Genomic DNA, 23,912 nt, shown 5'->3' on the forward strand with positions numbered 1-23,912 from the left:
ATGCCTAAAAGAACCGACATCTCCTCCATCCTCATCATCGGCGCTGGCCCGATCATCATCGGCCAGGCTTGCGAGTTCGACTATTCGGGCACGCAGGCGGTGAAGGCGCTCAAGGAAGAGGGCTATCGCATCATCCTGGTGAATTCCAACCCGGCCACCATCATGACCGACCCGGAATTTGCCGACGCGACCTATGTCGAGCCGATCACGCCCGAAATCGTGGCGAAGATCATTGAGAAGGAACGCCCCGACGCGGTGTTGCCGACTATGGGCGGCCAGACCGCGCTCAACACCGCGCTGGCCCTGTTCAATGACGGCACGCTGGAAAAGTTCGGCGTCCAGATGATCGGCGCGGATGCAGAAGCCATCGACAAGGCGGAGGATCGGATCAAGTTCCGCGACGCCATGGACAAGATCGGGCTCGAATCCGCCCGCTCGCGCATAGCCCACACGATGGAAGAGGCGCTGGAGGCGCTGGAGTTCACCGGGCTGCCCTCGATCATCCGTCCCAGCTTCACCATGGGCGGCACCGGCGGCGGCATCGCCTATAATCGCGAAGAGTTCGTGAATATCGTGCGCGGCGGTCTCGACGCGTCGCCGACCACCGAAGTGCTCATCGAAGAGTCGCTCCTGGGCTGGAAAGAATATGAGATGGAGGTCGTGCGGGATCGCAACGATAACGCCATCATCATCTGCTCGATCGAAAATGTCGATCCGATGGGCGTCCATACCGGCGACTCCATCACCGTCGCGCCTGCGCTGACGCTGACCGACAAGGAATATCAGATCATGCGCAACGCGAGCATCGCGACGCTGCGTGAAATTGGCGTAGAAACAGGCGGTTCCAACGTACAGTTCGCGGTCAATCCGAAGGACGGCCGCCTGATCGTTATCGAAATGAACCCGCGCGTCTCGCGCTCATCGGCGCTCGCGTCGAAGGCGACCGGCTTCCCGATCGCCAAGGTCGCGGCGAAGCTCGCCGTCGGGTACACGCTGGACGAGATCGAGAATGACATCACCGGCGCGACCCCGGCCTCGTTCGAGCCAACCATCGACTATGTCGTGACCAAGATCCCCCGTTTCGCCTTCGAAAAGTTCAAGGGGAGCGAGCCGCTGCTCGGCACCGCCATGAAGTCGGTGGGTGAGGTGATGGCGATCGGCCGCAACATCCATGAATCGATGCAGAAGGCGCTGCGCGGCCTGGAAACCGGCCTCTGCGGCTTCGACGAGGTCGCGCATCTGGTGGGCGCGCCCAAGGATGACATCGTCGCCGCGCTTGCCTCACCGACGCCTGACCGCCTGCTGGTCGCTGCCCAGGCCCTGCGCGAAGGGCTGACCGTCTCCGAGATCCACAACATCGCCAAGTTCGATCCCTGGTTCCTGGAGCGGATCAAGGAAATCATCGACGCGGAAGCTGAAGTGCTGGCAAATGGCCTGCCGCAGGACGCGGACGGCATGCGCCGCCTTAAGTCCATGGGCTTTTCCGACCAGCGCCTTGCCCATCTGGCGCTCAAATCCGCCAATCTGCGCGGCATGGAACGCGGCATCGCACGCGGTTCGGGCCTGATCCACGAAGCGGTCAAAGCTATGACCGGCGGCGTCACCGAAGGCGAAGTGCGCAGCCTGCGTCACAAGCTAGGCGTGCGCCCGGTCTTCAAGCGCATCGACACTTGCGCTGCCGAGTTCGAGGCGAAGACGCCTTACATGTATTCCACCTACGAAGCCCCGCTCTTCGGCGAGGCGGAGAATGAGGCGCAGCCCAGCAACCGTAAGAAGGTCGTGATCCTTGGCGGCGGTCCCAACCGGATCGGGCAGGGGATCGAGTTCGACTATTGCTGCGTCCACGCCTGCTTCGCGCTGTCGGATGCGGGCTATGAGACGATCATGATCAACTGCAACCCGGAAACGGTTTCGACCGATTATGACACGTCCGACCGCCTCTATTTCGAGCCGCTGACCGCTGAGGACGTGCTCGAAATCCTGAGCGTCGAAATGTCGAACGGTACGCTGGCGGGCGTCATCGTCCAATTCGGCGGCCAGACCCCGCTGAAGCTCGCCCAGGCGCTGGAGGATGCGGGCGTACCCATCCTCGGCACATCGCCCGACGCGATCGACCTAGCCGAAGACCGCGAGCGTTTCGCCGCCCTCATCGACAAGCTGAAGCTTAAGCAGCCCGCCAACGGCATCGCCCGCAGCCGCGAGGAGGCCATCGCCGTCGCCAACCGCATCGGCTACCCGGTCCTCATGCGCCCGTCCTATGTTCTGGGCGGCCGCGCCATGGAGATCGTCGACGGCCAGGCGCAGCTCGAGGAATATATCGCCACCGCCGTTCAGGTGTCAGGCGACTCCCCGGTGCTGATCGACCAATATCTGCGCGACGCTACCGAGGTGGACGTCGACGCGCTCTGTGACGGCGAAGACGTCGTTGTGGCAGGCGTCCTCCAGCATATCGAGGAAGCAGGCGTCCACTCCGGCGATTCCGCCTGTTCCTTGCCGCCCTACAGCCTTTCCGCTGAAGTAATCGCCGAAATTGAGCGCCAAACCGACGTTCTCGCACGCGCCTTGTCGGTCCGCGGTCTCATGAACATCCAGTTCGCGGTAAAGGACAACATTGTTTACCTAATCGAGGTAAACCCCCGCGCCAGCCGCACCGTCCCCTTCGTCGCCAAGGCAATCGGCACCCCGATCGCCAAGATCGCCAGCCGGGTCATGGCCGGAGAGATGCTTCGCGACCTCCCCAAAATCGACCGCAATTCTATAACTCATATTGCAGTTAAGGAAGCCGTCTTCCCCTTCGCCCGTTTCCCCGGCGTCGATCCGGTCCTTTCCCCAGAAATGAAAAGCACCGGCGAAGTCATGGGCATCGACAGCAATTTCGCCACCGCCTTCGCCAAAGCGCAGCTGGGCGCTGGCACCGTCCTGCCAAAGAGCGGCACGGCCTTCGTGTCCGTCAAGGACAGCGACAAGCCGGTGGTCCTGCCTGCGGTGCAGAAGCTGGCAGGGCTGGGCTTCACCATCGTCGCCACTGGCGGAACTGCGCGCTATCTGGAAGAACAGGGCATCGCGGTCCAGTCGGTGAACAAGGTCGCCGAAGGCCGTCCGCACATCGTGGACAAGATCACCGATGGCGACATCGATCTGATCTTCAACACCACCGAAGGCTGGCAGTCGCTAAAGGACAGCAAGGCGATCCGCACCAGCGCGCTGCGTGCCAAGGTGGCCAGCTTCACCACGGCGGCAGCATCAGTCGCTGCGGCCGATGCGATCGAGGCTCTTCGAGGCCATGCCCTTGAAGTGCGGTCGCTCCAGTCCTATTATCCCGTGTCGCAAGCCTGATCCCCTGCACAAGGAAGCACGCTGCGGGTGGCTCCGAGTTGGAGCCGCCAAAGGGAAGTTTTGACGAAGGATTTGCAATAATGGCGACCGTCGAAAAGATGCCGATGCTGCAAATGGGCTATGACAAGCTCAATACGCAGCTCCGCGAATTGAAGGCCGAACGGCCTTTGATCGTGGACGCCATCGAGGAAGCTCGTGCCCACGGTGACTTGTCCGAAAATGCGGAATATCACGCGGCTAAGGAACGGCAGGGGCAGGTTGAAGCCACCATCGCCGATCTCGAGGACAAGCTGTCGCGCGCCCAGATCATCGATCCCAAATCACTGTCGGGTGACAAGGTCGTGTTCGGTGCGACCGTTACCTTGCTGGATGAGGATGAAAAGCCGGTTCGCTACCAGATCGTGGGGCAGGCGGAAGCCGACGCGAAGCTTGGCATGATCAGCTACAACAGCCCGCTGGGACGTGCCCTCATCAGCCGTCAGGTCGGGGAGGAAATTGAGGTGTCGGTTCCGGCAGGCGACAAATTCTACCTGATCGACAAGATCGAATTCATCTAAGCCGGTGAAATTGCCATCGGGCCGTATGACAAATGGGATCGCGGTGATCACTTTCGCCGCCTTTCTAATATTGTCTCTGACTGGCCAGGTGGACACCGCCGCCATCCTCGGTGGCTTTATCCCGGCCAGGATTGACGATCCTCAGCTTTTTGCAGGCGTAGTTGCTGTACCTGTGTGGCTGACGCCCCTCAGTTGCACGCTGATCCATGCGGGTTGGCTGCACATTGGTTTCAACCTGTTGATGCTGGTCTTTTGCGGGCGGCAGGTCGAGCAGGTGCTGCAAATGCGTGCGGTCCTGATCCTCTATATCGCCGGTGCCTATGGCGCGGCTTTATTGCAATGGGCGGCAGGACCCGCTTCGCCTAGCCCCATGGTTGGTGCTAGCGGCGCCATATCGGCCGTTCTTGCGACCTATGCTCTACTTTATGGCCAGCGTGCGGTACGGCGGATCGGCCCATTTTCTGCCAATTTTCTGCGCGTGATCTGGCTGGCCGCTGGCTGGATCATCCTTCAACTTATGATCGGCGTCGCGTCGTCGCGTGGCGGCTTTGGCGATCTTGGTCAAATCGCCATAGCCGCTCACATCGGAGGCTTCCTTGTAGGCTTGGTGCTGACCCGTCCCTTGCTGCTCTGGCGATTTCGCAAAGGACCTCGGCCAATCGTGTGATGGTTCAGGCTGGCGGCAAATCCGGTTCCAGCAGGCGATGCAGGTGCACGATCACATAACGCATTTCGGCGTCATCAACGGTTCGCTGTGCCGCACCTCGCCACGCATTCTCAGCGGATGCATAGTCAGGAAAGACGCCCACCACATCAATTGAGTTCAAATCTTCAAATTCCAGCGTCTGAGGATCCTTGACGCGTCCGCCCATAACGAGGTGGAGTTTGCTCATAATGTAATCTGTCTCCCTTGGAAGGAGTGGTCACCTTAGCAACGGCTCCACTCCTGTCCAAGGCTTCGTCGCAAAAGCTACCGCTTTCGAACGTTTCGGCGGTCAGCGTTTCGGTAATCGGGCTTTGAGCGCCTCGCTGACAGTGTCGATTTTGCTGGCGACGAGTGACACAAGGTCATCAGCCATGCGCGAGGCAGTTCCGGCGATATCGGCGGAGGCAGCGGCATCGCGAGCGGAAGCGGCGGTCTTGGCGGCGCTATCTTGAGCATTGTGGAGGGCGTCAGTTGCACCGGCCTTGATATTCTCCGCGCCTTGGGCGGCGGCCGCGCTCGCTGCCATGGCCGCTTCCACGACACGGCTCCCCGCAGTCATGGCAATAGCGGGAAGAGCCTTCATCGCCCTGCGGCTCTTGGGGAACAGCCAGGCGACGAGGGCTCCAGCAGCCACTGCGCCAGCGACGGCGGCAACAGGATGCTCCTGAACAATCTCATTGGCTCGAGCTGCAACCCGCTGAGTGCGATCGCGCACATCGCTATAGGCGCCACCGGCGCGTTCGCGGCCGGTCTGGATCAGCTCAGCGGCATTTTCCCGAGCCTTCTCTGTAGAATCCCGGAATTTGCCTGTGGCAGTTCCGGCAATGTCGTTCGCTGCGTCGCGCACGCGAGTGATCTGGGCATGAATATCAGCCATGGTCGGTCTCCGCTCTTTCCGGGTTACGGTTAGTAATCCGAACGTATGTCCGTTTGAAAAGTGCCGAAATCGGATTGCGGAAAAGATAGATCAGCAGAGCCGCCCCTGTCGCTCCAACGGCAATCGGCTGCTCTTGAACCTTGGTCGATACATAGGTGCGACCATTGGTGATCCCTCTTGCCGCCTTCTCCTTGAGGTCATGCTTCAGCCGTCCCGGCGCTATGCGATCCTTCGCTGCCGACAGACTGGACAGAAACCGAGCCTTCCGCTGCTCCGCATCGATCGCGGCTTGCCGATATTTTTCGGTTCCATTCATGCCTTGATGGCCCTCCGCATGCGCGAGATTCTGGCCTTTGCGAGTACCAGCAATATGGCAGCGATGAGCAACGCCACGCCGAACACCGCCAGCGCCGACCAGCCTGCTCCCAGATGGGGGCTAAGCGCCATTACGAGCCCCACCAGAAATGCGATCAGGCCCGCGAAGCTGAGCAGGAAGCCAACAATTGCGAAAATCGCAGCATCTCGAACACCAGCACCAGCTATGCCGACGCGCAGCTTCTGCCGCTCTATCTCCGCATCGGCATAGGCTCGACCGTCCGTGTACAGCTTGGCGAACGTCGCGCGAACGCCGTCCTCCTGCTCATGCCCGGCTTCGGGGGGCTCTGCGATCAGACTAGGTTCGTCGGTCAAAAACCCCTCCGCCCCAGCTTCGGGGCTTTTGCGTGATTGATGGTACGTCGGGTTCAAGCCTTGTCGTCTGAACCCTTGGCCAACCGCATCAGGACGAAGCCGACCACCGCTGCCGCGCCGATTGCGACAGCAGGGCTTTTGCGCACGAAATCGCGCGCTTCGGTCATCAGTTGATCGACGTCCTTGCTGTCCAATGTGTCGGCCGCACCGGCTACTGCTTCGGCCGCCTGCCGTGCATAGTCGCCATATTGCGGACCCAGCTTCGCATCGACAGTTCCGGCCGTGTCCGTGATCAGCTTGGCAAGGCTCTGCATCGCGGTGCCAGTCTTGTCTTTAGCGACGACCGCTGCGGACATGGCGGTCTTCGTTGCCTGATCCTTCAACGGGTCGATATGCGTCTTCCAGTCAACAGTGTTGAACTTGTCAGCTGCCGTCCGGGCGGCTTTTTCCGCCTGCGCCTTCAACGGTGCGATCTGTGCTGCCCAACCATGCGAAGCAGCGCCGTTACCGGGCTTGGCGGTCGGTGCGGGCCGCGTCGCCGCCGTCTTGACCGGAGCGGGCGCGGTGGGTGTCGCTTCGCGGGTCGCAACGGGCTTTCCCTTGGCGGGCTTCGCCGGAGTAGCCTTCTTCGCGCGCTTGATGGGCGGGGTTTCCGGGGTGTCGGCCATCGTCCTATGTCTCCTCAGATTTTGTGGGGTCGCGATGCGGGCGAATGGATATCCGTCCTCAATGCTCGCGGCGGGCCACAGTTCCGTTGCCGTTACTAATTTGAGCATCGGCATTTTTCGAGTCCATGCAAGCCCTGCATTGCTAATCCTGAAGGCGCTGTCTAAGCGGGGCGCGATTTCAAGGCGCATTTCAGCATTCAGGGAGCGACCATGACCGCCATTCTCGATATCCACGCTCGTCAGATTCTCGATAGCCGGGGCAATCCCACTGTCGAAGTCGATGTCATGCTGGAAGATGGCAGCTTTGGCCGCGCGGCGGTTCCCTCTGGCGCTTCGACGGGCGCTTATGAAGCGGTCGAAAAGCGGGACGGCGACAAGAGCAAATATCTTGGCAAGGGCGTGCTGGCAGCGGTGGCCGCCGTTAATGATGAGATTGCCGAACAACTGATCGGCCTCGATGCGGAAGACCAGGCAGAGGTCGATGCGGCGATGATCGCGCTCGACGGTACTGAAAATAAGGGTCGTCTGGGCGCGAACGCCATTCTGGGTGTCAGCTTGGCCACAGCGAAGGCCGCCGCTGATGCTCGGGGCCTGCCGCTCTACCGTTATGTTGGCGGCGTTTCGGCTCATGTCCTCCCGGTGCCGATGATGAACATCATCAACGGCGGCGAACATGCCGACAACCCGATCGACTTCCAGGAATTCATGATCATGCCCGTCGGCGCGGAAAGCATCGCCGATGCAGTTCGCATTGGTGCGGAGATATTCCACACGCTGAAGAAGGGGCTTCATGACAAGGGTCTCGCGACTTCGGTGGGCGACGAAGGCGGCTTTGCACCTAACATCGCCTCCACGCGTGACGCGCTCGACTTCATCATGCTTTCTGTTGAAAAGGCAGGGTACAAGCCCGGCGATGACGTGATGCTGGCGCTGGACTGCGCCGCAACGGAGTTCTTCAAGAACGGCAAATATGAAATCTCCGGCGAGGGTTTGTCGCTGAACCCGGTCGAAATGGCCGATTATCTGGCTGCGCTCTGTGCGGACTATCCGATCAAGTCGATCGAAGACGGCATGAGCGAGGATGATTTCGAAGGTTGGAAGGCGCTGACCGACAAGATCGGCGGCAAGGTGCAGCTGGTTGGTGACGATTTGTTCGTTACCAATCCCAAGCGTCTGGAGATGGGAATCGGCAAGGGGCTTGCCAACTCGCTGCTGGTGAAGGTGAACCAGATCGGTTCGCTCACTGAAACGTTGGCGGCAGTCGATATGGCCCACCGCGCGCGCTACACCGCTGTCATGTCGCACCGCTCCGGCGAAACCGAGGACGCGACCATCGCCGACCTCGCGGTGGCCACCAATTGCGGTCAGATCAAGACAGGATCGCTGGCCCGGTCGGATCGGCTTGCCAAATATAATCAGCTGATCCGCATTGAAGAGGAACTGGGCGACGTCGCAGTCTACGCCGGCCGATCCATCTTCCGCTAAATTCATTTCAACAACCGGCCGCAAGTTAACCAGTTTTTGCTTGCGGCCGGCTCCGGCCTGTGATTCAACTGTTCCATGGCGCACATCGCTAAGCTCCGCATGTTGTTATTTTCGGCTTTCGGGCCTGCTATTGCGGTGCTGCTGTTGCTGTTCTTTGCCGGATATGTCGTGCTTGGTTCAAATGGCGTTCTTGCGTGGGGCGATTATACCCGCCAGTTACACCGTTCGCAGGCCGAGCTTAAGTCGGTTGAGGCGCAGCGGAACGAGCTTCACAACCGCGTTGACCTGCTCAACCCGCGCCGCGTCGACCCAGACCTGAGTGACGAATTGATCCGTCGCCAACTTGGCGTGATCCACCACGACGAAGTAATCGTCCCGCTCAACTGAGCCACAACGTCGCATGGCGTTATTAGGCGGGCTGTGGCGTTGCAATCCGGGCCGGTCTGCCGCTATATCGGGCTTCCTTCCATCCATCACCAGGCAAAAGGATAAGAGCCTTGGCGAAACCAACGACGCCGCGTCCTTCGCGTGCAAAGGCAAAGGCACAAAGCCCTGCCAGCGCGGATCACAACCGGCCTCGCCCCGAAACTCCTTCGGATTACAAGGCCACGAAGGAAGAGTTGCTGGAATTCTATCGGCAGATGGTCCTCATCCGCCGCTTCGAGGAAAAGGCGGGCCAGCTTTACGGCCTGGGCCTGATCGGCGGCTTTTGTCACCTCTATATTGGCCAGGAAGCTGTAGCCGTCGGCATCCAATCCGCGCTCAAGCCTGGCAAAGACAGCGTTATCACCGGTTATCGCGACCACGGCCATATGCTCGCCTATGGGATTGATCCCAATGTCATCATGGCTGAACTGACCGGCCGTGAAGCCGGCATTTCGCGCGGCAAGGGCGGTTCGATGCACATGTTCAGCGTCGAGCATAAATTTTTCGGCGGACATGGCATCGTTGGCGCTCAGGTCTCGCTGGGCGCGGGCCTCGGATTTGCGCACAAATATAATGGTGATGGCGGCGTCTGCGTGGCCTATTTCGGCGACGGTGCTGCCAACCAGGGGCAGGTCTACGAGAGCTTCAACATGGCCGAGCTGTGGAAGCTGCCGATCATCTTCGTGATCGAGAACAACCAGTACGCCATGGGCACGAGCGTCAATCGCTCCTCGGCGGAAGATCAACTCTATCGCCGCGGCGAAAGCTTCCGCATTCCGGGTATCCAGGTCAACGGCATGGATGTGCTCGCTGTGCGCGGTGCCACGGAAGAAGCCCTTAAATGGGTGCAGGGGGGCAATGGCCCGATCCTGCTGGAAATGAAGACCTATCGCTATCGCGGCCACTCCATGTCCGATCCTGCCAAATATCGCTCGCGCGAGGAAGTGCAGGCGATGCGGGACAAATCTGACCCGATCGAGGGCGCAAAGAAATATCTGACCGACGCCGGGGTGAGTGAAGACGAACTCAAGAAGATCGATCAGGACATTCGCAAGGTCGTGAGCGACGCGGCGGACTTCGCCGAAACGTCGCCCGAACCGGATATGTCCGAACTCTATACCGACGTGCTGGTGGAGCAATATTAATGGGTATCGAAATCAAGATGCCGGCGCTCTCTCCCACGATGGAGGAAGGCACGCTGGCCAAGTGGCTTGTGAAAGAAGGCGACGAAGTCCGTTCTGGCGACATTCTTGCCGAAATCGAAACGGACAAGGCGACCATGGAATTTGAAGCGGTCGATGAAGGAAAGATCGGCGCGATCGTCATTCCTGAAGGCACCGAAGGGGTGAAGGTGGGCACTGTCATCGCCACGATGGCGGGCGAGGGCGGTGAAGTTGCTGCTCCCAAGGCTGAGGCGAGTACGCCCCCGGCAAAGGCCGAAGCTGCTCCCGAAGCACCGAAGAAGGCGGAAAGCGGTACAGCCAAGCTTGCCTCGGAAGCGAAGGCCAGCGTTGCCGACCCCGCTCTTCCGGAAGGCACCGAATATGTGAAAACCACGGTTCGCGAAGCTCTCCGCGACGCCATGGCGGAGGAAATGCGCCGCGATGAGCGCGTATTCGTGATGGGTGAAGAAGTCGCCGAATATCAGGGTGCCTACAAGGTCACGCAGGGCCTTCTTGGCGAATTTGGCGACCGACGGGTTATCGATACCCCGATCACCGAATATGGCTTTGCAGGCATTGGTGCTGGCGCAGCAATGGGCGGTCTGCGCCCCGTGGTCGAGTTCATGACGTTCAACTTCGCCATGCAGGCGATCGACCACATCATCAACTCGGCGGCCAAAACCAATTACATGTCCGGTGGGCAGATGCGCTGTCCGATCGTGTTCCGTGGCCCCAATGGTGCCGCGAGCCGTGTGGGCGCCCAGCACAGCCAGAATTATGGTCCCTGGTATGCGGCTGTCCCTGGCCTGATCGTCATCGCTCCCTATGACGCTGCCGACGCCAAGGGCTTGTTGAAAGCAGCGATCCGATCAGAAGATCCGGTCGTCTTCCTTGAAAACGAGCTTGTCTACGGCCGCAGCTTCGATGTGCCCAAGGTCGATGATTATGTTTTGCCGATCGGCAAGGCCCGCATCATGCGCGCTGGCAAGGATGTGACGTTGGTCAGCTACTCGATCGGCGTGGGCATCGCGCTGGAAGCTGCCGAACAACTGGCTGCAGAAGGTGTCGATGCCGAAGTCATCGACCTGCGCACCCTGCGCCCGCTCGATACGGCAACGGTGCTGGAAAGCCTGAAAAAGACCAACCGCATCGTGGTGGTCGAGGAAGGCTGGCCTGTCTGCTCCATCGCCTCCGAAATCGCGGCGGTCGTGATGGAACAGGGCTTCGACGATCTGGACGCTCCGGTGCTGCGCGTGACGAACGAAGACGTGCCGCTGCCTTACGCCGCGAACCTCGAAAAGGCCGCGCTCATCGACACGGCTCGGGTGGTCGCTGCTCTTAAGAAGGTATGTTATCGATGAAGGGCGAGAGGAGCGGCATCGGGCCGCTCCTCTCCCTTCTACAGAAAATCGATCCCTTACGAATATTGATTAGGCCGATAGTCAGTCGCACATGATTGCTTAGATACCCCCGGCTGAGATCAACAGCACGCCGGTGATCGCCGCAAACGGTATCGTTGCAGCAGCCACAATCGGCAGCGCGTTCCCTGCCTGGTTGTGATAGAGCCGCATTAAAATAAACAGCGTGCGCTTAATCCTGTCCCTCATATTACCTCCCCCCATGCTCATCGGCCCACCCGACCGGGTGACGTGCTGCTTGAAATGATGAAGTATCCATATTCGAGAACTGATTAAAATGCCGATAAACTCTAGCGGCCGGTATATGCTTCATGAATGACCAGGCAGAAGATCGGCCCTCGGTATTAGCTGCATTACTTAGCTCCTATGCGGGGCGCGACAACCCGCGCCACCGCTTGCTATGGGCTTTGGACGCACGTCTTGGTCGTGTCGTGGCTACCACGACAGAAGCGATGATCGGTCAGTTGCGGCTTGCATGGTGGCAGGAAGCGTTGACCGATCCAGTGGGCATGAAGGGCAGGGGTGATCCGCTGGTCGATGCGTTGCGCGCGGCTGGCGAAGCTCCACCGGCAGGCTTGACAGCATGGCTTGATGGCTGGGAAGCGCTCATCGCCGACGATGATCTGGATGCTTATGCGATCGGAAGAGGGGGAGGGTTGTTCCAATCGCTCACGGGTGAAGCAGAAGTCCCGGATTGGCTGATCCAGGCAGGGGCCGCATGGGCGCTTTGGGATTTTTCAGGCCATGTCAGCAGCCCTAATCTCGCCGCCAAGGCGATCGATCTTGCCCGGCACAAGCTTTTTTCATGCGATCCGGTCTGGCCTGCATCATGGCGGCCAATGCGGATTGCCTATGGCTTGGCGCAAGGGGATATCAGGCGGGGTAAGGCCGCTCCTAACCGGTTGACTCCCGGCCTATATCTTCGGCTATTGCGCGTCGCGTTTAGTGCGCGTTGAGGGGGAATTTCGTGGGACGTATCATGGCTGGCGCCGGGGCTGCGCTGCTTCTTGTGGCGGCAGGGCTTTTCTGGTGGCAAGGGCGCGCGGCCAGCAGCGCTGCGCCGGAGGCCATAATCGCTCCACCGCCGCCGCCTGCGATAGACGCATTGCCAGAGGGAAATCCCGACGCCGTTGGCAAGGCACCTCCCTCACCCGGAGAGGCTAGTCCGCAAAGCCGCGAGCAAAAGCGCTTCGGCCGCTATGATCGGAACCGTGACGGCTTTATCACCCGGATCGAGATGCTGGGCAGCCGGGTCAAAGCGTTCAAGGCGCTCGACAAGGACAAGGACAACCTCCTTTCCTTCGAGGAATGGGCAGTCGCCACATCGGATCGGTTTGCCAGCGCTGACGCTAATGCGGACGGGAAGCTGACCCCTGCTGAATTTGCAACGACCGCGCCCAAGCGAACGGCGAAACCGAAATGCCGTTGCTGAACAAGAGGGCGCTTAGTTCATTTCAAACTGACTAAACCACTGCGCCAAGGAAGCGCGGGCGCGAGCAGTATAAGCCTCCTTGCGCTGTTTCTTCTTCACATCGTCCAGAGTCGGGAAAAGCCCGAAATTCACGTTCATCGGCTGATAGTCCGCCGTCGCGATATTGCCCGTGACGTGACCCAGCAATGCCCCAAGGGCCGTATCCCCAGGCGGCGGGGGCATGTGCTGGCCAAGCAGTTCGGCAGCGGCGAAACGGCCGGCCAGCAGGCCTATGGCCGCACTTTCCACATATCCTTCGCACCCGGTCATCTGACCAGCGAAGCGGATGTGCGGCGCGTTTTTCAGGCGCAGGGTTGCGTCCAGCAGTTTGGGGCTCTGGATGAAGGTGTTGCGGTGTAGCCCGCCCAGTCGCGCAAACTCGGCCTTCTCTAGGCCGGGAATGGTGCGGAACAGGTCAACCTGCGCGCCATGTTTGAGCTTTGTCTGGAACCCAACCATGTTCCACAGCGTACCCGACGCATTGTCCTGCCTCAGTTGGACGACGGCATAGGGCCAGCGGCCGGTGCGCGGATCGTCTAGCCCCATTGGCTTCATCGGGCCGTGCCGCAATGTTTCGGGGCCTCGGGACGCCATCACCTCGATCGGCATGCAGCCTTCGAAATAAGGCGTGTTCGTTTCCCACTCTTTGAATTCGGTCTTCTCGCCGTCGATCAGTCCCTGCACAAATGCCTGATATTCGTCCTTCGTCATCGGGCAGTTGATATAATCCTTGCCCTCGCCACCGCCGGGGCCGATTTTGTCCCAGCGATTGGCCATCCAGCATTTGTCCATGTCGATGCTGTCGAAATGCACGACGGGCGCGATGGCGTCGAAAAAGGCGAGGTGATCCATGCCCGCCGCGACACCGATGCTCTCCGCGAGCGCTGGTGCGGTCAGCGGCCCGGTGGCGACGATGGTCATCCCTTCGCGCGGCAACTGATCGATGCGCTCCCGCACGATCTCGACATTGGGATGATCGGACAGGGCGCGGGTGACGCCATCGGAAAACACATTCCGGTCGACGGCCAGAGCCGATCCGGCGGGGACCTTAGCGGGTTCAGCCTGTGCCATGATAAGCGAGCCCAGCCGTCGCATTTCCTGATGCAGCAGGCCAACGGCATTTTTGTCCGCATCGTCCGACCGGAAACTGTTGGAGCAGACGAGTTCGGCAAGGCCGTCCGTCTGGTGGGCTGGAGTCATGTCGCCGCCACCCCGCATTTCCGACAGGCGCACCTTCACACCAGCCTGCGCCAGTTGCCAAGCCGCTTCCGACCCGGCGAGTCCGCCGCCGATAATATGCACCTGGTAATCTCTGACTTCGTCCATTTGTCCGTCCATGCGTTGGTGGCTGGCGTTTAGGTCAATTGGCGGCAAAAGGAGAGCGCAAAATGATCGACCATATCGGCATCGCCGTGAGTGACGCGGGACGGTCGCGCGACTTTTACGACGAACTGCTGGGCGCGATTGGGCTGCGGCGTTTGGTGACCATCCCCCCGGCGGATAATGAGAGCGGCGGTGAGACGCACGGCTATGGCCGGGACGATGACGCCTTCTTCTGGATCGGCGACAATGAAAGGGTGGGTGAGGGCACTCACGTCGCTTTTCGCGTCGAAAACCGCGCGCAGGTTCATGCCTTTCACGCAGCGGGCCTGCGTGCCGGTGGGCGGGACCATGGCGCGCCGGGCCTCAGGCCGCATTACGGGCTAAACTACTATGCCGCCTTCATCCTGGACCCTGACGGCATCAACGTGGAAGCAGTTTGTCACGCGGCGGTCGATTTGAGCGCGGCAGAGAATATCTCTTAAACTTGTCGCAGGCAGCGCTCGCGGCGGCGAGCCGCTGCCTGCATTCTATCGATCAGCCCGCTGCAACACTGTTCGCGGCCGACAATACAGCCTGAACCGAGGCGGTCGCGATGTCCGTATCGGTGCCGATGCCGAAGACCGTGCGGCCATTGGGCGTGCGGCATTCGACGTAGGCGGCGGCGGCGACGTCGGTCCCAGCCCCGATCGCATGTTCGCTATAGTCGGCGACCTCCAGATCGACGCCGAGGTCATCGCGCAGCGCGGCCAGTACCGAGGAGATGAGGCCGTTGCCGCGCCCGGAAATAGAGCGTTCGCCGCCCTTGTGCGCGATCTTGCCGGTGAAGATGCGGTCGCCCGCATGGCCGGTCTCATCATAGTCGATCAGCGTGTAGGGCTGGTCGCCGGAGAGGCGGTAATGATCCTCGAAGGCGGTCCAGATGTCGGCGGCGTTCAGTTCGCGGCTCGACTGGTCGGCCAGCGCCTGCACAACCTTGGAGAAGTCGGCCTGCATCCGCTTGGGCAGCTTCAGCCCCTTGTCCTGCTGGAGCACCCAGGCGACGCCGCCCTTGCCGGACTGCGAGTTGACGCGGATCACGGCTTCATAGTCGCGGCCCAGATCCTTGGGATCGATCGGCAGATAGGGGACGTCCCAAATCCGGTCGTTGCGCGTTTCCTGAACAGCGAAACCCTTTTTGATCGCGTCCTGATGCGAACCGGAGAAGGCGGTGAAGACTAGCTCGCCCGCATAGGGATGACGCGGATGAACCGGCAGCTGATTGCAATATTCGACGGTCTGAATGACTTCGTCGATGTCGGAGAAATCCAGCCCCGGATTGACGCCCTGCGTGTACATGTTGAGCGCGACGGTCACGAGGTCGCAGTTGCCGGTCCGCTCGCCATTGCCGAACAGACAGCCTTCGACACGATCCGCGCCCGCCATCAGGCCCAGCTCGGCCGCTGCGACGCCGGTGCCACGGTCATTATGGGTGTGCAGCGAGATCACCACGCTATCGCGCTTCGAAATGTTGCGGCAGATCCATTCAATCTGGTCGGCATAGATGTTGGGCGTCGCAGCCTCGACCGTGGCGGGCAGGTTCAGGATCAGCGGTCGCTCGGGGGTCGGCTGCAGAATTTCCATCACGGCTTCACAGCATTCCAGGCTGAAATCCAGTTCGGCGGTGGAGAAGGTTTCCGGCGAATATTCGAAATGCCAGTCGGTGTTCGGCTGCTTCGCCGCATTGTCGCGCAGCAGCTTCGCGGCGTTGATCGCGATATCCTTGATCTGCGGCCGGTCCATCTGGAACACGATGTTGCGCCAGGCGGGGGACACGGCGTTATAGACATGGACGATGGCCTGCTTCGCACCGCGCAGGGATTCGAAGGTCGTGGCGATCAGGTCATCGCGGGCCTGCGTCAGCACCTGCGGGAACACGTCATCGGGGATCGCGCCGTCACGGACCAGGCCGGAGATGAAGTCGAACTCGGTCGCGCCCGCCGAGGGAAAGCCGACCTCGATCTCCTTGACGCCGACCCGGACCAGCAAGTCGAAGAAGCGGCGCTTCTTTTCCGCGTTCATCGGGTCGATCAGCGACTGATTGCCGTCGCGCATGTCGGTCGAGAGCCAGCGCGGCGGCGAGGTGATGACGGCGCTCGGCCATTGGCGGTTGGGCAGGTCCACTTGCGGGAAGGGACGGTATTTCTGCGAAGGGTCGGTCAGCATCATGGGAAGCTACTTCTTTGCAAACGGGCGGCCCCTATTTGAAACAAAGGCGCGGCCTGCCCGGTGGAACGACTATCTGCTTGGATATGCCCTTAGGCGGATTGCTGCGTCATTCAAGCGAAGAGCAGCAGAAAAGCCACGCCTAAGGGCGTGTAAGTCGTAGCAGGGGAAGAAGCGCGCGCTGCATGATGTACCTGCCTTAACCGTTTTCGTGGCTCCGCGTCCAGCTTTTGTTGTGGAAGGCGTTTGGAAGAAGGTTCATTTACCTCGCCATCCCAATGATCCATCCCATCGCGAGGCCCTCATGTCCCTGACCAACCTGCTTATACCGACCTACAGCCAGATGCTGAAAGCTCTCTCTGGCTGGCTCGACAAGGCTGAAGGGCAAATGGGGGGCGATGCGGCCAACGCGCTTCTGTCCGCGCGACTTGCTCCCGATATGTTTCCGCTGTCCACCCAGATCCGGTTCGCTTGTGTGCAGGCTTGGGAAGGCGTGTTTCGGCTAAAGGGAGAGGAGTTTCCCATATCGATTCAGGCTCTTCTGGACGAGGGCCGGAACGCGGAGGAAAATCCCGGCTCGATTGCTAGCGCAAAGGCCAGAATTGAAGAAACGCTCGCCCTGTTGGACGATCTCGCTCCCGATGCGCTTGATACCGACCCGCAAAGCCCGATCGAGCATGCATTGCCGATGGGCATCATTTTCGACTTCACGGCCGAGCAATATGCTCGCGACTGGACGTTGCCCCAATTCTACTTCCACGTCATGACCGCCTATGCGATCTTGCGCAACCAGGGGGTGGAGTTGGGCAAGGCGGATTATATCGCGCATATGTTCCCATATATACGGCCGGGAACAATGCCGACCGGCTAAAGCCCATAGTCACGCGGGGCGGCTACGCCGGTCCCAAGTCGGATAGGATTTATTCCGGGAACGGTCCGGGTGATGACGGCTCATCACCCGGACCTGACAGCTTACTTCTGAAAAGCGGCGACGATCTTCAGTTCCACATTATCGCCGACCATCGGGACGCCGTAACCCATATTGAAGTCGCTCCGCTTGACCGTTGTGGTCGCGACAAACCCTATATTTTCCTTGCCGCCTGCCATGGCCGGAGCCTTGCCCGCGCCGTAGAAGTCAGCATCGAGCGTCACCGGCTTGGTGACACCCTTGATCGTAAGATTTCCGGTGATCTCTGCGCTGGTCGCGCCATCGGGCTTCACGCTCGTGGAGACAAATGTCGCCTTTGGAAATTTGGCGGCATCGAAAAAGTCTGCCTTCATCAGATGTTCGTCCAGCGCGGTGATGCCGGTGCGGACATTGGCGATGGGGACTTCGATGGAGACCTTTGCAGCGGCCACATTTTTGGGGTCCAGCGTCAATGTGCCGACCGGGCCAGAGACGATGCCGAAATTGTTGGAGAATCCCATATGGTCATAGGCGAAGGCCACCTGGGTGTGACCCGGATCAACCTGATAAGTGCCGCCGGTTACGCGGGCCGGGTCCTTTGCGCCGGGCGCGGCGGGCATCTGCTGGGCGATGACGGCGCCGCCGGTCAGGGCCGCAAGGGCCGCAGCGGAAATCAGGAATTTACGCATGGATGGGTTCTCCAGAAGCAGTCAAGGGACGCGCTACCATAGCGGCGTCCCTTGATTGTTCCAGAGGCGTAACCGGAAACGGAGAGTTACCGGATTGAAATTCCGGGCTTCGCGCCTGTTCCGTCATCCCAGCGCAAGCTGGGATCTCAGCAGAAGGTGCGCAACGAGGCCCGAGACCCCAGCTTTCGCTGGGGTGACGAAGCTGGAGCTTCAGTTCTTTTCCTTGTCCACCAGCTTGTTTGCGCCGATCCAGGGCATCATGGCGCGCAGCTTGGCGCCGGTTTCCTCGATCGGGTGACGCTGGGCGGCGAGGCGGCTGGCCTTCAGTTCCGGCTGGCCGGCGCGGTTGTCGAGCACGAAGTCCTTGACGAAGCGGCCCGACTGAATGTCGGCCAGGACGCGCTTCATTTCCTTCTTCGTTTCTTCGGTGATGATGCGCGGGCCGGTCTTGATATCGCCATATTCGGCGGTGTTCGAGATCGAATAGCGCATGTTGGCGATGCCGCCTTCATACATCAGGTCGACGATCAGCTTCAGTTCGTGGAGGCATTCGAAATAGGCCATTTCCGGCGCGTAACCAGCTTCCACCAGGGTTTCGAAGCCAGCCTGAACCAGCGCGGTTGCGCCGCCGCACAGCACGGCCTGCTCGCCGAACAGGTCGGTTTCGCACTCTTCGCGGAAGTTGGTTTCGATGATGCCCGAACGGCCGCCGCCGACGCCGCTGGCGTAGGACAGGGCGATGTCATGGGCGTTGCCGGTCGCGTCCTGCGCGATGGCGATCAGGCAGGGCACGCCGCCGCCGCGCTGATATTCGCTGCGGACGGTGTGACCGGGACCTTTCGGCGCGATCATGATGACGTCCACGTCCTTGCGCGGTTCGATCAGGCCGAAGTGAACATTGAGGCCATGCGCGAAGGCGAGCGCCGCGCCGGGCTTCAGGTTCGAGTGAATGTCGTCGGCATAGATGGCGGCCTGATGCTCGTCAGGGGCGAGGATCATGAGGACGTCGGCCCATGCGGCGGCCTCGGCGTTCGGCAGGACCTTAAAGCCTGCACCTTCTGCCTTCTTGGCGCTCGCCGAGCCGGGGCGGAGCGCAATGGCGACTTCGGCAACGCCGCTGTCGCGCAGGTTCTGGGCGTGGGCGTGACCCTGCGAGCCGTAGCCGAGGATGGCGACCTTCTTGCCCTTGATGAGGCCGATGTCGGCGTCGCGATCGTAATAAACCTTCATGTCCGTTCTTCCTTCAGACCGTGCCTTTTCCTCGCCCTTTCAGGGGAGAGGATACGAAATCTCGGTTCGGCGGAAGCCGGACCTAGATGAAGTTGGAGAGGGGCTTTTCGCCACAGTGAGGGCGCTGCCCCCTCTCCAGCTGCGACTAGGCGGCAAAGCCGCCAAGTCTCGCTTCCTCTCCCCTGAAGGAGAGAGGATATTCAGTTCAGTTCGGCTCCTTGCCGCGGATCAGGCCGACGACGCCGGTGCGGCCGACTTCGACCAGGCCGATCTGACGCATCAGGCCCACGAAATTGTCGATCTTGTCAGTCGTGCCCGTGATCTCGAAGATGAAGCTTTCGATCGTCGTATCCACCACCTTGGCTCGGAACACGTCGGCAAGGCGCAGCGCCTCGATCCGGTCTTCGCCGGTGCCGGTGACCTTCACCAGCGCCAGTTCACGCTCGACGAAGGGGCCGTTGGCGGTCAGGTCCGTCACCTTGTGCACCGGCACCAACCGATCCAGCTGGGCGATAATCTGGTCGATCACCTTGGGTGGGCCATTGGTGACGATGGTGATGCGGCTGATCGCATGATCATGCGTGATGTCCGCCACCGTCAAGCTGTCGATATTATATCCGCGCGCGGTGAAAAGCCCCGCGATGCGAGCAAGGATACCCGCCTCGTTGGTGACCGTCAGCGACAGGACGTGCCGCTCGCTATATTCTTCCTGAATGTGCATCAGATGCTTGTCCCGTTGTCCGGTTCTTTTTCGCGCTCATGGCGCTCGGAAATCATGCCCGTAAAGGCGTAGTGCCAGCTGCCATCGTCGCGATGAGCCATGCGAACCGGAAATCCGGCAATCGCATCGAACATGCGGCTCAGATGTTCGCCCACATAGCGCGGGCTGATCAGCAGGCGGCCTATCCGGCGTTCGTGAAAATCGAAGCCCTCATCCAGGTGAACTTCCCAATCTTCATTCTCCGGATCGCTATGATCCACGGTCCAGCCTTTCAGCTCGGCCGTGCCGCTTATCCGTTCGAAGTCAAAGGGTTCGCTCACATGGATGCGGAGCTTCAGATGCCCAGTCACGCCATAACCCTCACACCAAAGCCTTTGCCTCGTCCGACATGATACCAGCGACCTGGCTGGGGTCGAGCAGCATGTCGGTATGCGCCGCGCCCGACGGGATCATCGGGAAGCAGTTGGAAAGCTTCGCCACGCGGCAGTCCACGATGACAGGGCCGGGTGTGTCGATCATCTGACGAATGCCTGCCGCCAGCTCCTGCGGCTCTTCGATGCGGATGCCGGTCCAACCATAAGCTTCGGCCAGCTTCACGAAGTCCGGCAGGCTGTCCGAATAGCTGTTGGAATAACGGCTTTCATAGGTCAGTTCCTGCCACTGGCGAACCATGCCCATATATTCGTTATTGAGGATCAGCACCTTGACGGGCAGCCGATATTGGCTCGCGGTTCCCATCTCCTGAATGTTCATCTGGATCGAGGCATCACCCGCGACGCAGACGACCAGGCTGTCGGGATTGCCGACCTGCGCGCCGATCGCGGCAGGGAAGCCATAGCCCATGGTGCCGAGACCGCCTGAGGTCAGCCACTTGTTCGGTTCTTCAAAACCGAAATGCTGCGCAGCCCACATCTGGTGCTGGCCGACTTCGGTGGTGATGATGACGTCATCGGCCGACTTGGAAGCCCGGTAGAGCTCCGCGATCGCCTCCTGCGGCATGATCTCTTCGCGGCTCTCCGGATAGGCCAGGCTGTTGCGCGCGCGCCAGCCTTCGATCCTGGCCCACCACTCGCTGAGGTCCACAGCCTTGTGACCATGGGTTTTCCACGCAGCGATCATGTCCGTCAGCGCGTTGCCGACGTCAGCAATAACCGGAAGATCGATCTCGACCGTCTTGTTGATCGAGCTGCGGTCGATGTCGATGTGGATCTTCTTGCTGTTCGGCGAAAAGGCATCGAGACGGCCGGTGACGCGATCGTCAAATCGCGCACCGATGCAGACGATCAGGTCCGCCTTGTTCATCGCCCAATTGGCTTCATAAGTGCCGTGCATGCCCAGCATGCCCAGCCATTGCGGCGAGGAAGCGGGGAAGGCGCCGAGACCCATCAAGGTCGAGGTAACAGGTGCACCAGTCAGCTCCGCCAGCTCACGCAGCAGGATCGATGCCTTGGGACCCGAATTGATGACCCCGCCGCCAGTGTAGAAGACCGGCCGTTCTGCCTTGGCCAGCATTTCGACGGCCTGAGCGATTGCAGACGCATCCGCCTTGGTTTGCGGCTTGTAACTGGCATGCTCAAAGCCAAGCGGACGGGAATAGGGCGCGGTGGCGACCTGCACGTCCTTGGGAATATCGACGACAACCGGGCCGGGGCGGCCCGTGGTGGCGATATGAAAGGCTTCGTGGATGACGCTCGCCAGCTTGGCGGGCTTCTTCACCAGATAATTATGCTTTGAACAATGGCGCGTGATGCCGACCGTGTCAGCTTCCTGGAAGGCGTCAGTGCCTATCAGCGGCGTGCCGACCTGCCCGGTGATGACGACCATCGGGATGGAATCCATCAGCGCATCGGTGATGCCGGTGACCGCATTGGTCGCGCCGGGGCCGGAGGTGACGAGAACGACGCCGGGCTTACCGGTCGAACGTGCATAGCCCTCCGCCATATGGGTCGCGCCCTGTTCGTGGCGGACAAGGACGTGGCGGATCTTCGGATGATCGAAAAGTGCGTCATAAATGGGTAGCACCGCGCCGCCCGGATAACCGAACACGACCTCGACCCCCAGGTCGATCAGGCACTCAACCAAAATGTCCGCGCCGCTCTTTTCGGCCACGATGAAATCCTTCCGCTATGCAGGTTGCGCCCTCTGCTCCAGATGAGGAGCGAAGGCAAGGTGGGTGCCTCTATTAGACATAAAATGGCTAGTCAATATCTATTCACGTAATTTAATTACGATTTTAGATGCTGAATTGTCATCAACAGGGCGTGTTTCCCTTAGCCAACTGGCTGGGGGCTGCCGCGAAAACCAGGTATATTGGCGTTTGGCATATTGCCGGGTCGCAATCCGGCCGCGCTCCAGCATCATCTCGCGGTCCATATCACCGGCAAGCCAGCTCGCAATTTCAGGCACACCGATAGCGCGCATGACAGGAAGATCGGGCGAGAGGTTGCGTGCGAGCAGGGCCTCTACTTCGGCTACGGCGCCACCCTCTACCATCTGCTCGAAGCGTTGGTCGCAACGTGCGATCAACCAATCGCGCGGGGGCAGCAGAATGAGTGGTGAAAGGCGGATCTGTTCGCCGATGCCTCCGACCTTTCGTTGCTGCCAATAGGCGAGCGGCTGGCTTGTCGAGCGCATCACCTCCAGTGCACGGGCTACCCTTGTGCTATCGGTAGGCGCCAGCCGCGCGGCAGCTGCCGGGTCCTCGATTGACAATGCGGCATGGGCGTCCGCAACGGGCATGGCGCGGACAGCGGAACGAATGGTGGGATCGATGTCCGGCACCGGAGCGATACCATCAAGCAATGTGCGCAGGTAAAGCCCCGTGCCACCGACCAGGATGGGCAGGCGTCCTTCCGCATGCGCCTTGCCGATCTCCTCGCGTGCTTCCGTCGCCCAGCGCGCAGCCGTACAGGCCTCCGCCCCGTCGATATGGCCGAAAAGGCGATGCGGGATGTCACCCATCTCCGCCTGGCTTGGGCGGGCGGAAAGTATCTGGAGATCGACATATACCTGGCTGGCGTCGGCATTGATGACGACGCCATTGGCCGCTTGAGCCAGCCGGAGTGCCAGCGCGCTCTTGCCGCTGGCGGTAGGCCCGGCAATAAGCGCGACGCGGGGGCGGGATTCGCCCACAGATGTTTCAGGAGTGTCCATGTTCGTCGCAACCTTAGTGGCAAGTGCGGCCTTGAGTCAGCGGGATATTGAAGATGCCGTGGCTCGGCTGGCGACGGCTGGCTGCGCGCCGGTGGATAGCAAGTGGCTGGATGAGGGCAAGGCTGCCGATATTTTCTTCGGCGGTGATCCTATGTTGGCCCGGGCGGCGCTAACCGGGATCGGCGACAGGATCGATGTCATCGTTCAGCTTGCCGAGGGTCGCGAGAAGAAGCTGCTGATCGCGGACATGGACTCAACGATGATCACGGTGGAGTGCATCGACGAACTCGCCGACTATGCGGGCATCAAGCCGCAGATCGCCGATATCACCGAGCGGGCGATGCGCGGCGAGCTCGACTTCGCAGGCGCGCTGCATGAGCGCGTCGCCTTGCTCAAGGGCCTCGCCGATGAAGCGATCGACCGATGCCGGACAGAGCGCGTGAGGATCATGCCGGGCGCGGGAGCACTTGTCCGTACAATGAAGGCGAGGGGGGCTGAAACCCTCCTCGTGTCCGGCGGTTTCACCCGCTTCACCGGACCCGTGGCCGAGGAAATCGGGTTTGATCGTGCGGTGGCGAATGTTCTGGAGATTGCTGATGGAGCGCTGGTTGGCACGGTAACGCTGCCGATCGTCGATGCCTCGCGCAAGCGTGCGGAACTGGAAGCCGCGATCGAAGCAGGCATTGATCGGGCATTGACGCTCGCGGTGGGTGACGGCGCCAACGACATACCTATGATCCAGGGCGCGGGGCTTGGCGTTGCCTATCATGCCAAGCCCAAAACGCGGGAAGCAGCCGCTGCGGAGATCGTCCATGGCGATCTCTCAGTACTTCTGTATGCGCAGGGCATCTCTTCGGCAGAATGGGTCCAGGCGTAGTCGCTCTCCGACA

The 23,912-nt window shown here is 60.6% G+C and carries 26 protein-coding genes; 12 read left to right on the forward strand and 14 right to left on the reverse strand.

From position 1 onward, the window contains the following. The 3 genes from carB (at position 1) to ACZ5ZH_RS04030 (ending at position 4,560) form a co-directional block, all read left to right on the forward strand. Positions 1 to 3,336 carry a carbamoyl-phosphate synthase large subunit gene (gene carB, locus ACZ5ZH_RS04020; RefSeq protein ID WP_464772255.1) on the forward strand — a complete coding sequence of 1,112 codons (3,336 nt, stop codon included), beginning with the start codon at positions 1 to 3 and terminating at the stop codon, positions 3,334 to 3,336. Positions 3,337 to 3,416: 80 nt separating this feature from the next. After that, on the forward strand, positions 3,417 to 3,893 hold the full coding sequence (gene greA, locus ACZ5ZH_RS04025) for a transcription elongation factor GreA (RefSeq protein ID WP_449472156.1): 477 nt from the start codon (positions 3,417 to 3,419) through the stop codon (positions 3,891 to 3,893). Between the two features lie 25 nt (positions 3,894 to 3,918). Then, on the forward strand, positions 3,919 to 4,560 hold the full coding sequence (locus ACZ5ZH_RS04030) for a rhomboid family intramembrane serine protease (protein WP_464772256.1): 642 nt from the start codon (positions 3,919 to 3,921) through the stop codon (positions 4,558 to 4,560). 4 nt (positions 4,561 to 4,564) lie between these two features. On the opposite strand, the gene ACZ5ZH_RS04035 is transcribed toward ACZ5ZH_RS04030, so the two are convergent. From ACZ5ZH_RS04035 to ACZ5ZH_RS04055, 5 genes are all read right to left on the reverse strand, one after another. Continuing rightward, positions 4,565 to 4,786: a DUF4170 domain-containing protein gene (locus ACZ5ZH_RS04035; protein WP_449472159.1), complete on the reverse strand. Its 222-nt coding sequence runs from the start codon at positions 4,784 to 4,786 to the stop codon at positions 4,565 to 4,567. Positions 4,787 to 4,888: 102 nt separating this feature from the next. Beyond that, on the reverse strand, positions 4,889 to 5,476 hold the full coding sequence (locus ACZ5ZH_RS04040; protein ID WP_464772257.1) for a hypothetical protein: 588 nt from the start codon (positions 5,474 to 5,476) through the stop codon (positions 4,889 to 4,891). Beyond that, entirely contained in the window at positions 5,469 to 5,792 is a 324-nt protein-coding gene (locus tag ACZ5ZH_RS04045; RefSeq protein ID WP_464772258.1) for a hypothetical protein, read from the reverse strand. Before ACZ5ZH_RS04045 ends, ACZ5ZH_RS04040 begins: the two co-directional genes overlap by 8 nt. Next, positions 5,789 to 6,166 (reverse strand): phage holin family protein, encoded by a 378-nt coding sequence (locus tag ACZ5ZH_RS04050; protein ID WP_464772259.1) that lies wholly within the window; start codon positions 6,164 to 6,166, stop codon positions 5,789 to 5,791. The genes ACZ5ZH_RS04045 and ACZ5ZH_RS04050 overlap by 4 nt, the downstream gene beginning before the upstream one ends. 53 nt (positions 6,167 to 6,219) lie before the next feature. Then, the gene (locus ACZ5ZH_RS04055) at positions 6,220 to 6,834 is read right to left on the reverse strand and encodes a hypothetical protein (protein ID WP_464772260.1); all 615 of its coding nucleotides are present in this window, start codon (positions 6,832 to 6,834) and stop codon (positions 6,220 to 6,222) included. A 210-nt stretch (positions 6,835 to 7,044) separates the two neighbouring features. On the opposite strand from ACZ5ZH_RS04055, the gene eno reads away from it, so the two are divergent. The 4 genes from eno to ACZ5ZH_RS04075 all read left to right on the forward strand — a co-directional run bounded on the left by eno (position 7,045) and on the right by ACZ5ZH_RS04075 (position 11,269). Then, positions 7,045 to 8,319 (forward strand): phosphopyruvate hydratase, encoded by a 1,275-nt coding sequence (gene eno, locus ACZ5ZH_RS04060; RefSeq protein ID WP_464772261.1) that lies wholly within the window; start codon positions 7,045 to 7,047, stop codon positions 8,317 to 8,319. A 75-nt stretch (positions 8,320 to 8,394) separates the two neighbouring features. Next, the gene (locus ACZ5ZH_RS04065) at positions 8,395 to 8,706 is read left to right on the forward strand and encodes an FtsB family cell division protein (RefSeq protein ID WP_449472169.1); all 312 of its coding nucleotides are present in this window, start codon (positions 8,395 to 8,397) and stop codon (positions 8,704 to 8,706) included. A 110-nt stretch (positions 8,707 to 8,816) separates the two neighbouring features. Continuing rightward, a complete protein-coding gene (pdhA, locus tag ACZ5ZH_RS04070) occupies positions 8,817 to 9,890 on the forward strand; it encodes a pyruvate dehydrogenase (acetyl-transferring) E1 component subunit alpha (protein ID WP_460987975.1) in 1,074 nt (357 codons plus the stop codon). Beyond that, the gene (locus tag ACZ5ZH_RS04075) at positions 9,890 to 11,269 is read left to right on the forward strand and encodes a pyruvate dehydrogenase complex E1 component subunit beta (RefSeq protein ID WP_464772262.1); all 1,380 of its coding nucleotides are present in this window, start codon (positions 9,890 to 9,892) and stop codon (positions 11,267 to 11,269) included. The genes pdhA and ACZ5ZH_RS04075 overlap by 1 nt, the downstream gene beginning before the upstream one ends. A 99-nt stretch (positions 11,270 to 11,368) precedes the next feature. On the opposite strand, the gene ACZ5ZH_RS04080 is transcribed toward ACZ5ZH_RS04075, so the two are convergent. Next, positions 11,369 to 11,515: a hypothetical protein gene (locus ACZ5ZH_RS04080; RefSeq protein WP_464772263.1), complete on the reverse strand. Its 147-nt coding sequence runs from the start codon at positions 11,513 to 11,515 to the stop codon at positions 11,369 to 11,371. A gap of 242 nt (positions 11,516 to 11,757) precedes the next feature. Here ACZ5ZH_RS04080 and ACZ5ZH_RS04085 point away from each other — a divergent pair, with 242 nt between their 5' ends. Together ACZ5ZH_RS04085 and ACZ5ZH_RS04090 are read left to right on the forward strand one after the other, a co-directional pair. After that, complete coding sequence (locus ACZ5ZH_RS04085) at positions 11,758 to 12,282, forward strand: hypothetical protein (RefSeq protein WP_464772264.1); 525 nt, start codon at positions 11,758 to 11,760, stop codon at positions 12,280 to 12,282. Between the two features lie 11 nt (positions 12,283 to 12,293). Next, positions 12,294 to 12,758 carry an EF-hand domain-containing protein gene (locus ACZ5ZH_RS04090; RefSeq protein ID WP_449472174.1) on the forward strand — a complete coding sequence of 155 codons (465 nt, stop codon included), beginning with the start codon at positions 12,294 to 12,296 and terminating at the stop codon, positions 12,756 to 12,758. Positions 12,759 to 12,770: 12 nt separating this feature from the next. Here the strand turns inward: ACZ5ZH_RS04090 and trmFO are convergent, their stop codons facing one another. Continuing rightward, positions 12,771 to 14,123 (reverse strand): methylenetetrahydrofolate--tRNA-(uracil(54)-C(5))-methyltransferase (FADH(2)-oxidizing) TrmFO, encoded by a 1,353-nt coding sequence (trmFO, locus tag ACZ5ZH_RS04095; RefSeq protein ID WP_464772265.1) that lies wholly within the window; start codon positions 14,121 to 14,123, stop codon positions 12,771 to 12,773. Positions 14,124 to 14,185: 62 nt separating this feature from the next. Between trmFO and ACZ5ZH_RS04100 the strand changes: the two genes are divergently transcribed. Then, positions 14,186 to 14,602, forward strand: a complete 417-nt coding sequence (locus ACZ5ZH_RS04100; protein WP_464772266.1) for a VOC family protein — start codon at positions 14,186 to 14,188, stop codon at positions 14,600 to 14,602. 52 nt (positions 14,603 to 14,654) lie between these two features. Here ACZ5ZH_RS04100 and leuA read toward each other — a convergent pair whose 3' ends face one another. Further along, entirely contained in the window at positions 14,655 to 16,325 is a 1,671-nt protein-coding gene (gene leuA / locus ACZ5ZH_RS04105) for a 2-isopropylmalate synthase (RefSeq protein ID WP_464772267.1), read from the reverse strand. Between the two features lie 301 nt (positions 16,326 to 16,626). Between leuA and ACZ5ZH_RS04110 the strand changes: the two genes are divergently transcribed. Continuing rightward, complete coding sequence (locus tag ACZ5ZH_RS04110; protein ID WP_460987982.1) at positions 16,627 to 17,193, forward strand: DUF1993 domain-containing protein; 567 nt, start codon at positions 16,627 to 16,629, stop codon at positions 17,191 to 17,193. 101 nt (positions 17,194 to 17,294) lie between these two features. Here the strand turns inward: ACZ5ZH_RS04110 and ACZ5ZH_RS04115 are convergent, their stop codons facing one another. The 6 genes from ACZ5ZH_RS04115 to miaA form a co-directional block, all read right to left on the reverse strand. Next, positions 17,295 to 17,918, reverse strand: a complete 624-nt coding sequence (locus tag ACZ5ZH_RS04115; RefSeq protein ID WP_460987983.1) for a YceI family protein — start codon at positions 17,916 to 17,918, stop codon at positions 17,295 to 17,297. Positions 17,919 to 18,128: 210 nt separating this feature from the next. Continuing rightward, positions 18,129 to 19,148, reverse strand: a complete 1,020-nt coding sequence (gene ilvC / locus ACZ5ZH_RS04120) for a ketol-acid reductoisomerase (RefSeq protein ID WP_460987984.1) — start codon at positions 19,146 to 19,148, stop codon at positions 18,129 to 18,131. 205 nt (positions 19,149 to 19,353) lie between these two features. Further along, positions 19,354 to 19,869: an acetolactate synthase small subunit gene (gene ilvN / locus ACZ5ZH_RS04125; RefSeq protein ID WP_449472186.1), complete on the reverse strand. Its 516-nt coding sequence runs from the start codon at positions 19,867 to 19,869 to the stop codon at positions 19,354 to 19,356. Further along, entirely contained in the window at positions 19,869 to 20,219 is a 351-nt protein-coding gene (locus ACZ5ZH_RS04130) for an LSm family protein (RefSeq protein WP_460987985.1), read from the reverse strand. The genes ilvN and ACZ5ZH_RS04130 overlap by 1 nt, the downstream gene beginning before the upstream one ends. A gap of 10 nt (positions 20,220 to 20,229) precedes the next feature. Further along, complete coding sequence (locus tag ACZ5ZH_RS04135) at positions 20,230 to 21,978, reverse strand: acetolactate synthase 3 large subunit (protein WP_460987986.1); 1,749 nt, start codon at positions 21,976 to 21,978, stop codon at positions 20,230 to 20,232. 99 nt (positions 21,979 to 22,077) lie between these two features. Next, a complete protein-coding gene (gene miaA, locus ACZ5ZH_RS04140; protein WP_464772268.1) occupies positions 22,078 to 23,022 on the reverse strand; it encodes a tRNA (adenosine(37)-N6)-dimethylallyltransferase MiaA in 945 nt (314 codons plus the stop codon). Here miaA and serB point away from each other — a divergent pair. Next, complete coding sequence (serB, locus tag ACZ5ZH_RS04145) at positions 23,021 to 23,899, forward strand: phosphoserine phosphatase SerB (protein WP_464772269.1); 879 nt, start codon at positions 23,021 to 23,023, stop codon at positions 23,897 to 23,899. The two genes, miaA and serB, sit on opposite strands and share 2 nt — an antisense overlap. The last annotated feature ends 13 nt before the right edge of the window (positions 23,900 to 23,912 follow it).

Source organism: Sphingobium sp. TomMM7A (assembly GCF_055397305.1).

What these genes read in the sequence shown, in the direction of transcription:
- carB (WP_464772255.1), top strand. Translation starts at nt 1, where the DNA reads ATGCCTAAAAGAACCGACATCTCCTCCATCCTCATCATCGGCGCTGGC.
- greA (WP_449472156.1), top strand. Translation starts at nt 3,417, where the DNA reads ATGGCGACCGTCGAAAAGATGCCGATGCTGCAAATGGGCTATGACAAG.
- ACZ5ZH_RS04030 (WP_464772256.1), top strand. Translation starts at nt 3,919, where the DNA reads ATGACAAATGGGATCGCGGTGATCACTTTCGCCGCCTTTCTAATATTG.
- ACZ5ZH_RS04035 (WP_449472159.1), bottom strand. Translation starts at nt 4,786, where the DNA reads ATGAGCAAACTCCACCTCGTTATGGGCGGACGCGTCAAGGATCCTCAG.
- ACZ5ZH_RS04040 (WP_464772257.1), bottom strand. Translation starts at nt 5,476, where the DNA reads ATGGCTGATATTCATGCCCAGATCACTCGCGTGCGCGACGCAGCGAAC.
- ACZ5ZH_RS04045 (WP_464772258.1), bottom strand. Translation starts at nt 5,792, where the DNA reads ATGAATGGAACCGAAAAATATCGGCAAGCCGCGATCGATGCGGAGCAG.
- ACZ5ZH_RS04055 (WP_464772260.1), bottom strand. Translation starts at nt 6,834, where the DNA reads ATGGCCGACACCCCGGAAACCCCGCCCATCAAGCGCGCGAAGAAGGCT.
- eno (WP_464772261.1), top strand. Translation starts at nt 7,045, where the DNA reads ATGACCGCCATTCTCGATATCCACGCTCGTCAGATTCTCGATAGCCGG.
- ACZ5ZH_RS04065 (WP_449472169.1), top strand. Translation starts at nt 8,395, where the DNA reads ATGGCGCACATCGCTAAGCTCCGCATGTTGTTATTTTCGGCTTTCGGG.
- ACZ5ZH_RS04075 (WP_464772262.1), top strand. Translation starts at nt 9,890, where the DNA reads ATGGGTATCGAAATCAAGATGCCGGCGCTCTCTCCCACGATGGAGGAA.
- ACZ5ZH_RS04080 (WP_464772263.1), bottom strand. Translation starts at nt 11,515, where the DNA reads ATGAGGGACAGGATTAAGCGCACGCTGTTTATTTTAATGCGGCTCTAT.
- trmFO (WP_464772265.1), bottom strand. Translation starts at nt 14,123, where the DNA reads ATGGACGAAGTCAGAGATTACCAGGTGCATATTATCGGCGGCGGACTC.
- ACZ5ZH_RS04100 (WP_464772266.1), top strand. Translation starts at nt 14,186, where the DNA reads ATGATCGACCATATCGGCATCGCCGTGAGTGACGCGGGACGGTCGCGC.
- leuA (WP_464772267.1), bottom strand. Translation starts at nt 16,325, where the DNA reads ATGATGCTGACCGACCCTTCGCAGAAATACCGTCCCTTCCCGCAAGTG.
- ACZ5ZH_RS04110 (WP_460987982.1), top strand. Translation starts at nt 16,627, where the DNA reads ATGTCCCTGACCAACCTGCTTATACCGACCTACAGCCAGATGCTGAAA.
- ACZ5ZH_RS04115 (WP_460987983.1), bottom strand. Translation starts at nt 17,918, where the DNA reads ATGCGTAAATTCCTGATTTCCGCTGCGGCCCTTGCGGCCCTGACCGGC.
- ilvC (WP_460987984.1), bottom strand. Translation starts at nt 19,148, where the DNA reads ATGAAGGTTTATTACGATCGCGACGCCGACATCGGCCTCATCAAGGGC.
- ilvN (WP_449472186.1), bottom strand. Translation starts at nt 19,869, where the DNA reads ATGCACATTCAGGAAGAATATAGCGAGCGGCACGTCCTGTCGCTGACG.
- serB (WP_464772269.1), top strand. Translation starts at nt 23,021, where the DNA reads ATGTTCGTCGCAACCTTAGTGGCAAGTGCGGCCTTGAGTCAGCGGGAT.
- miaA (WP_464772268.1), bottom strand. Translation starts at nt 23,022, where the DNA reads ATGGACACTCCTGAAACATCTGTGGGCGAATCCCGCCCCCGCGTCGCG.